At 75.7% G+C, this 12,167-nt stretch carries 15 protein-coding genes and 2 pseudogenes; 11 read left to right on the top strand and 6 right to left on the bottom strand.

The features are described 5' to 3' along the window. Window positions 1–78: 78 nt before the first annotated feature. Window positions 79–432, top strand: a complete 354-nt coding sequence (locus ACWDBB_RS20100) for a hypothetical protein (protein WP_449790890.1) — start codon at window positions 79–81, stop codon at window positions 430–432. Window positions 433–497: 65 nt separating this feature from the next. Here the strand turns inward: ACWDBB_RS20100 and ACWDBB_RS20095 are convergent, their stop codons facing one another. The 3 genes and pseudogenes from ACWDBB_RS20095 to ACWDBB_RS20085 all read right to left on the bottom strand — a co-directional run. Next, on the bottom strand, window positions 498–653 hold the full coding sequence (locus ACWDBB_RS20095; protein ID WP_449790889.1) for a DUF6131 family protein: 156 nt from the start codon (window positions 651–653) through the stop codon (window positions 498–500). Between the two features lie 158 nt (window positions 654–811). Next, complete coding sequence (locus ACWDBB_RS20090) at window positions 812–2,335, bottom strand: threonine/serine exporter family protein (protein WP_449790888.1); 1,524 nt, start codon at window positions 2,333–2,335, stop codon at window positions 812–814. Between the two features lie 574 nt (window positions 2,336–2,909). Continuing rightward, window positions 2,910–3,449, bottom strand: a pseudogene (locus tag ACWDBB_RS20085) (TetR-like C-terminal domain-containing protein); the annotation flags it as partial. Between ACWDBB_RS20085 and ACWDBB_RS20080 the strand changes: the two are divergent. Both ACWDBB_RS20080 and ACWDBB_RS20075 read left to right on the top strand, forming a co-directional pair. Then, window positions 3,448–3,674, top strand: a pseudogene (locus ACWDBB_RS20080) (SRPBCC family protein); the annotation flags it as partial. The pseudogenes ACWDBB_RS20085 and ACWDBB_RS20080 sit on opposite strands and share 2 nt — an antisense overlap. Before the next feature lie 165 nt (window positions 3,675–3,839). After that, complete coding sequence (locus ACWDBB_RS20075) at window positions 3,840–4,025, top strand: hypothetical protein (protein ID WP_449790887.1); 186 nt, start codon at window positions 3,840–3,842, stop codon at window positions 4,023–4,025. 60 nt (window positions 4,026–4,085) lie between these two features. Here the strand turns inward: ACWDBB_RS20075 and ACWDBB_RS20070 are convergent, their stop codons facing one another. Next, window positions 4,086–5,489: an FAD-dependent monooxygenase gene (locus ACWDBB_RS20070; RefSeq protein WP_449790970.1), complete on the bottom strand. Its 1,404-nt coding sequence runs from the start codon at window positions 5,487–5,489 to the stop codon at window positions 4,086–4,088. Window positions 5,490–5,574: 85 nt separating this feature from the next. Between ACWDBB_RS20070 and ACWDBB_RS20065 the strand changes: the two genes are divergently transcribed. From ACWDBB_RS20065 to ACWDBB_RS20045, 5 genes are all read left to right on the top strand, one after another. Beyond that, entirely contained in the window at window positions 5,575–6,231 is a 657-nt protein-coding gene (locus ACWDBB_RS20065) for a TetR/AcrR family transcriptional regulator C-terminal domain-containing protein (protein ID WP_449790886.1), read from the top strand. Window positions 6,232–6,514: 283 nt separating this feature from the next. Continuing rightward, window positions 6,515–6,985: a hypothetical protein gene (locus ACWDBB_RS20060; protein WP_449790885.1), complete on the top strand. Its 471-nt coding sequence runs from the start codon at window positions 6,515–6,517 to the stop codon at window positions 6,983–6,985. A gap of 112 nt (window positions 6,986–7,097) precedes the next feature. Beyond that, window positions 7,098–7,556, top strand: coding sequence for a DUF6343 family protein (locus tag ACWDBB_RS20055; protein ID WP_449790884.1), 459 nt, complete (start codon window positions 7,098–7,100; stop codon window positions 7,554–7,556). Between the two features lie 177 nt (window positions 7,557–7,733). Further along, window positions 7,734–8,171, top strand: a complete 438-nt coding sequence (locus ACWDBB_RS20050) for a CBS domain-containing protein (protein WP_449790883.1) — start codon at window positions 7,734–7,736, stop codon at window positions 8,169–8,171. A 204-nt stretch (window positions 8,172–8,375) separates the two neighbouring features. After that, window positions 8,376–8,603 carry a hypothetical protein gene (locus tag ACWDBB_RS20045; RefSeq protein WP_449790882.1) on the top strand — a complete coding sequence of 76 codons (228 nt, stop codon included), beginning with the start codon at window positions 8,376–8,378 and terminating at the stop codon, window positions 8,601–8,603. 63 nt (window positions 8,604–8,666) lie between these two features. Here the strand turns inward: ACWDBB_RS20045 and ACWDBB_RS20040 are convergent, their stop codons facing one another. Beyond that, window positions 8,667–8,903, bottom strand: coding sequence for a DUF6296 family protein (locus ACWDBB_RS20040; protein ID WP_449790881.1), 237 nt, complete (start codon window positions 8,901–8,903; stop codon window positions 8,667–8,669). A gap of 254 nt (window positions 8,904–9,157) precedes the next feature. Between ACWDBB_RS20040 and ACWDBB_RS20035 the strand changes: the two genes are divergently transcribed. Beyond that, window positions 9,158–10,408 (top strand): AI-2E family transporter, encoded by a 1,251-nt coding sequence (locus tag ACWDBB_RS20035; RefSeq protein WP_449790880.1) that lies wholly within the window; start codon window positions 9,158–9,160, stop codon window positions 10,406–10,408. On the opposite strand, the gene ACWDBB_RS20030 is transcribed toward ACWDBB_RS20035, so the two are convergent. After that, a complete protein-coding gene (locus ACWDBB_RS20030; protein ID WP_449790879.1) occupies window positions 10,310–10,591 on the bottom strand; it encodes a DUF3040 domain-containing protein in 282 nt (93 codons plus the stop codon). The genes ACWDBB_RS20035 and ACWDBB_RS20030 overlap by 99 nt on opposite strands. Window positions 10,592–10,839: 248 nt before the next feature. Here ACWDBB_RS20030 and ACWDBB_RS20025 point away from each other — a divergent pair, with 248 nt between their 5' ends. Then, the gene (locus ACWDBB_RS20025) at window positions 10,840–11,175 is read left to right on the top strand and encodes a GNAT family N-acetyltransferase (RefSeq protein WP_449790878.1); all 336 of its coding nucleotides are present in this window, start codon (window positions 10,840–10,842) and stop codon (window positions 11,173–11,175) included. Window positions 11,176–11,305: 130 nt separating this feature from the next. Beyond that, the gene (locus ACWDBB_RS20020; RefSeq protein ID WP_449790877.1) at window positions 11,306–12,040 is read left to right on the top strand and encodes a sigma 54 modulation/S30EA ribosomal C-terminal domain-containing protein; all 735 of its coding nucleotides are present in this window, start codon (window positions 11,306–11,308) and stop codon (window positions 12,038–12,040) included. Window positions 12,041–12,167: the final 127 nt, after the last annotated feature.

Genomic DNA, 12,167 nt, shown 5'->3' with positions numbered 1-12,167 from the left:
GGTGGCGCGCGACGGCGGCGCCGCACCGGGCCGTCCTCCCCGGGGGCGGGTACCGGCGGCCGGACGTAGGTTGCCGACATGACCAGTGACGAGACGGTCCCGCCCGTGGGAGTGCGCCCGGTGGACGAGGTGTTCGCCGCGATCGACAAGGTCAACCGGCGACCCCGGCCCTGGAGCGGCTTCGAGCACGGCGTGCTCGGCGCCTACCGGTGGGCCGCCGGCGCCCAGATCGCGGCGCCGGTCACCGCCGCCGCCACGGCCGCGGCCACCGACGGCGCCACCGGCCCGTGCCACGCCCAGCTGCTGGCCGAGTGCCAGGCCGCCGCCGTGCACCTCCACCGGGTCCGCGCCCAGGGCTCGGACCACAGCTACGTGCTCGGCGTCCACCGGGCACTGGCCTGGCTCTGCGGACTGCACGAGGACCGCCCCTGAGAGGGGCGGAACCCGGGGCTCACGGCCCTGAACGGCACCCGGCGCTGAACAGCGGTCAGCCCCGGTCAGTAGTAGTGGCGGCGGCCACCGACGGCGTGTCCGAGCGCCCCGGCGACCCACAGGATCAGACCGATGGCGACCAGCACGATGCCGATCGTCCAGAGGATCGAGATGCCGGTGACGAAACCGACGATAAGCAGGATGACGCCGAGGATAATCACGAGGGTCTCCCGGGTTGACGAGTGGCTGGTGACGGGGGCGGTCCTCGTCGGCTCGATCCGGTCGGGCCGTCCCCGGGAACCGGACCGGTCTCGCCCGGCCCGTCTCCACACACGCGTGTACCGCGGTACGGCTCGGGCAAACCGAGCGGCCACTCCCCTCAGCGCCGGTGGCGGCCGCCCCGGCGGCGGGGCGGCGCGGCCACCCGGGGTGCGGGCAGGAAGAGCCGGGCCAGCTCGCGGCCCAGGTTGACGCCGATGGCGAGGGCCATCGCCATCGCACCGGCCCGGCCGATGAGGCTCAGCCCGGCCTCGGGCTCGCCCCGGACGAAGGAGAGCATCCCGAAGTACAGCACCGAGCCCGGCAACAGCGGGCCCAGTGCCGCGGTGATGTGCGGCAGCGCCGAGCTGCCCCGGCAGCGCGCCATGAGCTGGCCGGAGAGGCCCACCAGCCCGGCGGCCAGGCCGGTGGCCAGGATCGGCTGGCCGCCCGCGTTCACCAGCACCCCGTACGTGGTCCAGCCGGCCGCGCTGTTCAGCAGGACCGCCGGCAGCGTGGCCGGCTCGGTGTTCAGCAGGACGGCGAACGCCAGGGTGAGCAGCACCGCGGCGGCGAGCTGCAGCGGCGGGTTCACCGCCCCGGGCGGGACGTCCTGGGCGGCGAGGTCGGCGCCGTTGTTGACGCCGACGTAGAGCACCGTCATCACCCCGATGACCACGCCGGCCATCAGGTACAGCGCCTCGAGCAGCCGGGCGGCGGCGGTGAGGTAGAAGCCCGCCAGGCCGTCCTGGGCCGCGGCCACCATGGGCCACCCGGGCAGCAGCGCGTACAGCCCTCCGGTGATCACCACCGAACCGCGCAGGTGCAGCCCGTTGAACGAGAGCAGGATGCCGATCACGGCGGCGGGCACCGCCGCCACCACGAACTGGTAGAACGCCGGGAGGTCGTGGCGTGCCACCAGCGCCGAGCACCGCTCGCCCGTCAGCGCGGCGACGACGGCGCTGGCGAACACCAGCCAGGCCCGGGCGTCGGCCCGGCCGCCGATCAGCAGGGTGGCGGCCCCGGCCATCCCCCCGCAGGAGAGCACGAACAGCCGCCCGGAGTAGCGGCGGCTGTTCCGGCGGGCCGCCAGCAGCTGTCGGTGCGCCTCGGGGACGGTCATCCCGCCCACGGCGATCCCGGTGACCAGCCGGAACACGGCGGCCAGCCGTGCGTAGTCGACGGACGGGCGGCGGACGGAGCACTCGGCCGTCAGCGAGGGCTCCGACGGCCCGGGCTGGTACGAGATCGCCACCCGGGTGAAGGTGACCTGCGGGTCGCACGGGTGGAGCCGGTAGGCGTGGGCGACGGCCAGCATGGCGGCCTCGACGTCTTCCGCCGCCTCGCCGCTGGCCAGCAGCAGCTCGCCGACCAGCAGCGCGAGGTCCAGCACCTGAGCCGGCTCGACACCCGCCGGCGGATCCGCGCCGGCGCCCTCCGGCGCGGGCCGCCGGTCGGCCGTCGGGGTGCGCAGCAGCGGCAGCATCATGTCGGGCCAGGGTGCCGCGGCGGTGTCACCCTCGGGGCCCGGACGGGCTCCCGGCTCGCGCCGTCCGGGCGCGGGGGCCTGAGGCGGCACCCGTTCGGGCCGGGTGGGGTGTCCTTCCGGGCCGGCGGGCGCGCCGAGCTGCTCGTGTTCCGTCATCGCGACTCCCTGACCCCACCCCCTCCGTCACCATCGTGCAGCCCTTCCACTACCCGGAGTGACGGTGCGGCGAACGCGCCACACCCGGCACACCCGTCCGAACCGGAGCACGACCGGCCGTACACGCCCCGTCGCCCCGCGCGTGCCGACCTCGGCGGCCGCGGGGCGGGCCGGTCGGCGGTCCCCGGGCGGGCCTCCGGAGGGCCTCGGTCGGATTCGCGACGGCTGCGGCGGGTACACGCGGCTGCGCGACGACCCGAACGCCGCTCGAAGACGAACAAGCGCCGGCCGGCCCGCGCGCTCGGCCGCTGAGCGGCGCGTGCCACCCGAGGAGGTGCCCCGATGACCGTCCCGATGCCCCCCGATCCGGACACCCGGCCGATACCCGGCCCCGACCCGACGCCGGGGCCGGGCGGGCCCGATCCGGCGCCGCCGCCGATCCCGCCCTTCCCGCCGCCGGAGCCGATTCCGGACCCCGATCCGGCACCGCCTCCGCAGCCGCACCCCGGGCAGGCCTGACGGCGCCGCCCCTGCCCGGCGCCGGCGAGCGGCCCGGCCGGGCCCGCGGCGGCCGTCAGAACCCAGGCGCCAGCAGGCCGTCCAGTTCGGCTTCGAAGAGCAGCGCGGGGCGGAAGCCCGTGCCGGTGAAGTGCCCGGCGAGCTCCAGTGACAGCACCCCGTGCAGGCGGGTCCAGAAGACCGGGAAGCGGTGCAGCACCTCGGGCGGCGCCGGTTCCTCGCCGGCCCAGTCCCGGTGGCCCGGCAGGTGGGTGGTGAACGCCGCATCCTGGACGTCCGGGGCCCGCGGCCCGGTCGGGGCGAGCGCAGCGCAGGCGTCGACCAGCGTCCGCATCACCTCGTCGGCGATCGCGGTGGTGTCCTCGGGCGCGTGGTAGCCGGGCACGGGGGTGCCGTAGACCAGGAAGTACCGCTGGGGATCGGCCAGGGCGCAGCCGCGCAGGGCGTGGGGGAGCCCGGCCAGGTCGGCGCCCTCGGCGGCGGCCGTGGCGAGGGTGTCGGCGAGGCTGCGGTGCGCGTCCCGGACGCGTTCGGTGATCAGCTCGTCACGGCCGGCGAAGTAGCGGTAGAGCGCGGGGCCGCTCATGCCCCCCGCCCTGGAGATCACCTCCACCGTCCGGCAGCTGCGGCCGGGCTCCCGCCTCCGCTGGACCGGCCCGGCGTCGCGACCGGGCTGCGGATCGACGGCGTGCACGTGTGGAACTTCACCGAGCTGCCCGGCGGTGTCCTGGTGCGCACCGAGGAGACCCACACCGGCCCCCAGGTCGACGCGAACGTCCCCGCCGCCACCGGGATCCTCCGCCAGGGCCTCGAGGGCTGACTGCACGATCCGAGGACCGCCGCCGAGTCCGGCGCGTAGAGGAGCCGCCGGACCGGACCGGTGGGTCGGCGGGTCGGCGGGCCCGGCGCATGGAAGCCCGCGGCCCGGGCAGACGCCGCACCGGGCCCGCTGTGGGACTCCCGTCGACGCGAGGAGGCGGACGCCATGAGCGACCAGCACGCACCCGTCCCGCGGGACCCTCCGGTTCCGGTCGAGACCCCCGAGTCCCGGATGACCGGCGAGGGCTCGCCACCGCCCGCGCACGAGGAGGAGAAGGGGCCCCGGGACGGCCCCGAGTTCGAGATCACCGAACCGGCCCACGACCCGGGCCGGCACGAGCCGCCGGACTGAGCGACTGCCGTACCCGGCAGCCCTGGTGGCCGCCCGGTCCGCCCCCGGCCGGGCGCCCGCTCAGGGGGCGAGCAGTCCCTGTCGGCCCGCGTAGGCCGCGAGGCCGTCCGCCGTCGCGCCGGCCCAGCCGACGTACCCGTCCGGCCGGACCAGGAACACGCCGGTGCCGTACGCCTCGTAGGCCGGGATGCGGACCACCGGGGCGGTGAGGGCGGGCAGCGGGGCGTCCGTGCCGACGGTGAGCAGCGTCCAGTGCGGCCCGCGGAAGGCGTCGAACAGCCGGGTTCCGCCCCGACGGCCGTCCGGCGCGCGGTCGCCGGCCCGCAGCGCGTCCGCCGGGAGGACCGGTCGGGTCTCCACGGAGAGCGCGGACTCCCGGTAGCCGACGCCGAGTTGCTGGGTCGCCCGGCCGCGGCGCTGCTCGCCGCGGTGCACCCGGGTGGACAGCGCCAACATCTGCGCCGCGTTGGCGCGGCGTTCCTCCTGGTAGGTGTCCAGCAGTTCCCCGCCCGCTCGGCCGGCCAGCACCGCGGCCAGCTTCCAGCCCAGGTTGTAGGCGTCCTGGACGCTGGTGTTCAGCCCCTGCCCGCCGGCCGGCGAGTGGACGTGGGCGGCGTCGCCCGCGAGGAACACCCGGCCTGCGCGGAAGCGGTCGGCGAGCGCCGCGCGCGGGCGGAACTCGGAGATCCAGCGCACTTCGGTGACCTGCTCGGCGGTCAGGTGGGAGCGGGCCGCGACCAGCTCGCGCAGCCCGTCGAGGGTGTGGTCGACGACCGTCCCCTCGGGGAACCCGGCGACCAGCTGGAAGTCCTCGGTGCCGCCGAGCGGGCAGATCGCCAGCAGTCCCTCCTCGGCCGGGAACACGTGCCAGTGGTCGCGGCCCAGCCCGTCGACCCGGACGTCCGCGACCAGCATCGGGGCGGGGTCGACGGTCTCGCCGGTCATCCCGATGCCGAGCAGCCGCCGCACCGTCGAGCGCCCGCCGTCCGCCGCGACGAGGTACCGCGCCCGGACCGGGCCGCCGGTGGCGAACTCGGCGGTCACGCCCTCCTCGTCCTGCGCCAGGCCGACCAGCTCGCGCCCGAACGCGACCTCGCCGCCCAGCTCGCGCAGCCGCCCGTACAGCACCTGCTGGGTGCGCCACTGGGGCAGCATCAGCGTCTCGGTGTACGGCTCGGCCTCGGAGGGCTCGGTCGGGTCGTACATCGACTGCTCGCCCTGCGGTTCTCCGTCCTGCCAGAACAGGGTGGGCGGGTAGGGGCCGGCCAGCGCGCGGACCCGGTCGAGCACGCCGAGGTCGTCGAGCACCTCCAGGGTGCGCGGCTGCAGGCCCTTGCCGCGCGAGCCGGGGAAGAGTTCCGTGCCTCGCTCGGCCGGCAAGGCGGTGACGCCGTGCCGGGCGAGGTCCACCGCCAGGGCGAGTCCGGTGGGGCCGGCGCCGATGACCAGGACGTCCGTGTGCATGCCGCGAGAAGTCACGGCAACCTCCTTAACGTTGTTAAGTAGCCGTTGCCGACAGCCTGCACTTAACAGCGTTAAGCTGTCAACCGTGACCTCGCAGAGAACGCAGAGAACCCCCAAGCTCGACCGCGGCCAGGTCGTCGACGCCGCCCTGGACCTCTTGAACGAGGCCGGTCTGGACGGCCTGACGCTGCGCGCCATCGCCGCCCGGCTCGACGTCAAGGCGCCCGCGCTGTACTGGCACTTCAAGGACAAGCAGGCGCTGCTGGACGAGATGGCGACGGAGATGATGCGCCGGATGACGAGCCGGGTGGGGGAAGGCCCGCGGGGCGACTGGCGGGAGGCCTGCCTGACGACCATGCGCACCCTGCGCGCCGAGCTGCTGCGCTACCGCGACGGCGCGAAGGTCTACAGCGGCGCCCGGTTCACCGACACGAGTTACGCGGCGGGCCTGGACGCCTCGCTGCGCGTGCTGGTCGAGGTCGGCTTCACCCCGGCCGCCGCCGCCCGGGCCTGGCAGACCGCCTACAGCTACACCATCGGCTACGTCATCGAGGAGCAGGCGATGGGCCCCAACCCCTTCGACGGCGAGGAGGGCTACGACGTGGACGCCCGCGCCGAGCGCCTGGCCGCCCACCCGCTGGCCGCCGAGTCGGGCCGGGTGATGTTCCAGGACTTCGACGAGGGCTTCGAACAGGGCCTGGCGGCGGTGCTCGCCGGGGTCGAGGCCACCCTGCTCGGCTGAGAACGGAACCGCCGGACCCCTACGGGGCGCGGCGGTGTCCGCACCGCGCAGGAACGGTCAGGCGGTCATGAACTCGCCCCCCCCGCGGCGCCCGCCGCACGACCGGTCGATCACCGGCTGGGCCCCGCCCCGCTGACCAGCGGCCGAATCCGACGGACGACGCCGGGGCGGCGCCCCCATCCCGGCCGGTGCGCCCGGAGTGCGCGCCCCCAAGGACCGGCCGTAGAACGGAAGGGGAGGACACCCGCCGGCGAGTGCCGCCGGGGCGGAGGAGGTGGCTGCGATGGGACTGCCCCTGGCGGCCGGACACGTGCTGGTACGGCTCGGCGAGGGCCCCCAGGACGCGGCCGAGGCGGTGCTCGACGCGCTGGAGGCCGCCTTCCCGACCCACACCGGGCGCGGCCGGACCCTGATCGGCAACGCCTGGGAGGATCCCCCCACGGTGACCTCGGAGGGCGTCAGGGTGGTCGCCGAACCCCGGATCCACCGCACCCCCACCACCCCCGGGCCGAGCCCGCCGGCGAGCCTCTCCCAGTCCTTCGACGCCCACCGGGCGGGCTCGCCGGGGCCGCCGGTCGCGCTGTCCGGCGGGCTCGCCGCCGACCTGCTCGGCGGTCCCGAGGACGTCGAGCGGGTGCTGCGCGCACTCACCGCCCTCTGCGGGACGCGCGAGGAGGGCCGCGAGCGGCAGGGGCCCCAGCTGGCGGTCCGGCTGCGGCTCGACCCGCGCGATCGGCGCGACCGGCGCGGCTGAGCGCCCACCGACGTGTGCCGGCGCGACTGGGCGCCCATCCGCGTGTGCCGACGCCGGGCCCGGGTAGGCGCGCTGACGGAACACAACCGGCTGACTCCGTTCGGGGGCCGTCATGGCCGTACAGCGCAGACCAGGCAAGCAGCACGGGAAAGGGGCGCACCGCCCGAGCGGCGAGCGCCACGACTTCCCGCACACCTCACAGGGCCCCGGCCGGACGACGCCACAACTCCGCCCCCAGAAGACGGTGCGCCCGGGCACCGAGCCGGTGACCGCCCGCTCCGACCTGGAGCTGCGGCGGCTGCTGTCCCGGATCTTCCTGGTGCTGTTCGCCGCCGGGGCGGTGGCCTTCGCCGTACTGGCCGCACTGGCCGCCCCGGGCCCCGTGCCCAACCAGGGCACCTACGCCTTCTTCGCCGCCCTGTGCGGCGGGTTCGCCGGCCTCGCCGGGCTCGACCTGGTGGTGATCAGGCGCCGCCTGGCCGCCGGGCAGGGCCGCGACCGGGGCGGTGCCCCGGGTGCGAGGTCAGGGCTCGGCAGTGCGGCGCGGCCGGATGCCGACCGGCGGAGGTGACCGGGTGCGGCTTTCCCCGGATCTGGGGTTTTCCCGGATCTGGGGTTTTCCCGGGCCTGGGGTTTTCCCGGCCGGGGTTTTCCCGGGTCGGGGTTTCCTGAGCGCAGGGTTCCGACCCGCCGCGACGGGCAGGCGCGGCCCCGCAGGAGACCCCGTCCCAGCGCCGAGGAGGGCACCATGCCCCGGAAGATCAAGGAGATCATGACCCCCGCCCCGGTCACCGTCCCCCGGCTCGCCTCGGTGCGTGACACGGCCCGCTGGATGCGCGACGCCGCGATCGGCGACGTCCTGGTGGCGGGCGACGACGACCAGGTGTGCGGGCTGGTGACCGACCGCGACCTGGTGGTGCGGGTCCTGGCCGCGGGCAGGGACCCGGACAGCACCCGGGCCGGTGACGTGTGCAGCTCCGAGCTCGTCGGCGTCGGCCCGGACGACGACGTCGGGCACGCCGTGGACCTGATGCGACGCCACGCCCTGCGCCGGCTCCCGGTGCTCGAGGACGGCCGGGCGGTGGGCGTCGTCTCGCTCGGCGACCTCGCGACGGACCGGGAGGTGGGGGCGGAGAGCCTGGGCTCCACGCTCGCCGACATCAGCACCGCCGCACCGGACACCTGACCGCGCCGGACCTCGGAGCCCGCACCACCGCACCGCCCGGCCGCCCGTGCCCTCGGTGCCTTGGGTTCCCGGGCAGATCGGGTGGCCGCGCGTCCTAACCGCTTCCGGCCCACAATCATCCCACCGGGTCTGGCCCGGTGGCCGTTCGGCAGACCCCGGGTTTGCATGGACTCACCGAGCCCCCAGCGATCCGGAGGTAACGCCGTGTACGAGATGTGGGCCGAACATGACCCGGCGGTGACCCCGCCCGCCGTGGTGTGGCACGTGGTGGCGAAGGACGACGCGTCGTCCTCGCTCTGCGGACGGTTCCTGGAACCCTCCCAGCGCGTCGTCCCGGCAGCCGACGGCACCGGTTCGGCCGCCGGGCCGGACCGGTACTGCGACCCCTGCCTGGTCACCGTGCGCGAGGCCCTGGCAGCCAGCGCGCGATGACCCCCTCGCGACGCCCGCCTCGTCGCCTGCTTCCTTCACCGCATGCTCAGGTTCACCGCGTGCTCAGGGCAGCGGCACCGCCGTCAGGCACGGGTGCCGGCTGCCGGTCCGGGAGGCAGCCAGGACGGTGGCCACCCCGCCGGTGATCTCGACGCGGAGGCCGCCGTCCGCGCTTTCCCAGACCAGGCCCCCGTCGGGCCCCACGGTCTGCGTCTCGTGCACGACGACCACACTCAGGGGGGCGTGCCCGCCGATCGGGCCGGGGAGCGTCACCGCGTAGCGGCGCGTGAGGCTTCTCATCTCGGCCTCCTTCTCTCCCACCCTGTGTCATCGATTCTCCCTACGTCCAACCGCTTGTACACGGAGGACCTTGGTCCGCCCGGGGAGACCGATGCCGATCGATGCGTATACCCCGGTCCGGCGATTTCACACACGGGATGCCGGGAATCCCGGTGACCGGATGGGCGGATCGGGTCGCGCCGCAGAGCGAACCGTCGCGGCATGGGTCATCGTGACTGAAAGGAAACCCGGCCGAGCCCGAGGGGAGACCGCCCGTGGGAGACAACGGCGCCGGACCCGACCGGCGGCCCGCCCCGCTGGGCAGCCGCCGTCCCCGGGTGTCCGCCGGCCGGAGCCGACCGAAGGCGGCGGGCCCCGGCCCGTCCGACCGCGTCCCCTCCGGGCTGCGGACGACGGCCGGGTACACCTGGCGGCTGGCGCTGCTCGGACTCGCCGCCTACCTGGTCGTCTACGTCCTCGCCCGCCTCCAGCTGCCGGTCATCGCCGTGTTCGTGGCACTGGTCATCACCTCCGTGCTGCGCCCGCCGGTCGACCTGCTGGCCCGGGTGACGCCGCGCCCACTGGCCGTCCTGCTCTCCTTCCTCGGCACCGTCGCGCTCGTCGGCGGGGTGCTGGCGCTGGTCGGTACGACGGTCGTCGACGAATGGACCCGGTTGGGCAACGAGCTGCGCGGCGGCCTCTCCCGGATCGACCACTGGCTCACCGGCGCCCCCTTCCACCTGCGCCCCGGCACCGTCACCGATCTGCGCTCGAAGATCGGCGACTTCATCTCGGCCCACCGCTCCGCCCTGCTCAGCACCGCGCTCAGCGGCGCCGGCCGGGTCGTCGAGCTGGTCACCGGGCTGGCGCTCGCGGTGTTCTGCTCGGTGTTCTTCGTGCACTCCGGTGACCGGATGTGGTCCTGGGCGCAGGAGCAGCTGCCGCCCCGCAGCCGGTCGGCGTGCGGCCGCGCCGGTCGCGCCGCCTGGCACACCTTCGCGGGCTACACCCGGGGGGTGCTGATCGTGGCGGCCTCCAACGCCGTGCTCGTGGGCATCGCGCTGGCGATCCTGGGGGTTCCGCTGGTCCTGCCCCTGATGGTGCTGGAGTTCGCGGCGACCCTCGTCCCGCTGATCGGCTCCCCGATCGCGCTGGCGATCGCCGCCGTGGTCGCGCTCGCCGCCCGCGGCCCGTTGATCGCGCTGCTGGTGCTCGCGCTGATCGTGGTCATCGGCCAGATCGAGGGCCACCTGCTGCATCCGCTGGTGCTCAGCTGGTCCGTCCGCATCCACCCGGTGGTCATCGCCGTCTCGGTGGCCGGCGGCGCCGTGCTGGCCGGGGTCCTGGGCGCGGTGGTGGCGGTGCCGGTGGTGGCGGTCGGCTGGTCGGTGCTCACCGAGCTGCGCTCCCGGGGCGGACCCGGCCGCTCACGGGCGCAGCCCCCTGCGGCGGGCGACCTGTCGGGCCACCGCGAGGACGAAGGGCAGCGCCCAGACCAGGGCGAAGCCCAACAGCACGGCGGCTGAGTGCGCGTCGGCGCCGACCAGCAGCAGGCCGGCCGACAGCGCCAGCAACACCGCCGGCACGGCGGACGGCACCCGCGCGGCGACGCCCAGGGCCCGGTCCAGCAGTGGCCCGGGCCGGCGCCGCATGGTGCGCATCGCGCGGTCGAGCCGTTCGTCCGCCCGCAGGTCGTCCTCGATCTCCAACAGGAGCCTCAGCTCCTGTTGGAGAGCCCGGGCCCGTCCATGGCCGTCACCTCCGGTCCCCCGGCAGGTGGGCGGCTGCCCGGCCGGGGCGCTCCGCATACACCGGCCAGGGCGCTCCGTAACACCGGCCGGGCGGCCTCGGGCCGGGATGGCCCGAGGCCCGGTGACCTGGCAGGATTCCCGCTGAACGGTGCCGAAGGAGCCATTCACCGCTCCTGCGGCACGCCCCGCGACCGAAAGGCCACCCCGTGTCCACTCCCAGCACCATCGCCGTCGAACGGGCGGACGACCGGAACCGGTACGAGATCTCCGTCGACGGCGAGCTCGCCGGCTTCACCGAGTACCGGGACCACGAGGAGCAGCGCGTCTTCTACCACACGGAGATCGACGAGGCCTTCGCCGGCCGGGGCCTCGCCTCGCACCTGGTCCAGGAGGCGCTGACGGACGTGCGCGCGGCCGGGAAGCGGATCGTGCCGATCTGCCCGTACGTCGCCAAGTTCCTGCTGAAGCACGAGGAGTTCGCCGACGTCACCGACCCCGTCACCCCGGAGGTCAAGGGCTGGCTGCGCACCCAGCTGTACTGATCCGGCTCCCCCGGCCCGCGGCTGGTCCGGGCGGCCCACCGAGGTGGGGCCGTTGGGCCCTGGCCGCGTGGTCGGGTGGCCCGGGATCCTGGTCGCCGGTATGCGCCGACTGGGAGTGGAAGGGCCTGGAATGGGCGAGTTGGTCACGGTGAGGGCGTTCGAGGGGCTGACCGGCGAGGTCCTGGCCGAGGCGCGGGCCCGGGTGGCCGCCGCGGCGGCGGCTCCGGGGGTGGGGACGCTGGTCGAGGCCCTGCGGGTCCGGTTCGCGGCCGTGGCCGGGGGCGTGCTGGCGCAGGTGAACGCCGAGGTCGACGGCCGGCGGATCCGCGTCCAGGAGGCCGCCTCCGGGCTGGCCGACTCGCTGGACCGGGTGAGCGAGGCGCTGCGCGGCAGGATTCGGGCCGTCACCGGAGCCTGGGCACCGCGCCCCTGGTCGGGCATCCGTACCGCACCGTCCACCGGCTCGGGCGGCGTGGGCGTCCCCGAGCTCCGGGTGGTCCGGCGCAAGGAGCCCTCGTTGGTCTGGTGCTCGCCGGAGGCCGCCGCCCGGACGATGGACGCGATGGACTACGACATCCACCTGTTCACCGATCCGGCGACCGAGACCGACGCCGTGGTCTACCGGGTCGGGCCGACCGGCTACCGCCTCGCCCGGACCGTCCCCGCCGGGCCGGCGGGCCGCCGCACCTCGCCGATCACCCTCAGCCCGTACGGCGCACCCCGGCTGACGGAGGCCCAGGCCGTCGACCGGCTGGCGGGCGCGGAGCTGCCGTTCCTGTTCTTCGCACACCCGGACAGCGGCCGGGGCCGGGTGCTCTACCGCCGCTTCGACGGCCGGCTCGGCCTGATCGCCGGGCGCGCCTGACGGCCGCCGGAACCGCGTCGCGGGCCCCCCCCCCCCCCCCCCGCCGGGGGGGGGGGGGGGCGCCCCCGGCCCCCCCCCGCCCCCGGTGGTGAGGTGGGCCCCCCGGCCCGGGGGGGGCGCCCCTGAC

Source organism: Kitasatospora sp. NPDC001095 (genome assembly GCF_053598615.1).
This window is presented reverse-complemented; position numbering and strand designations above follow the sequence as displayed.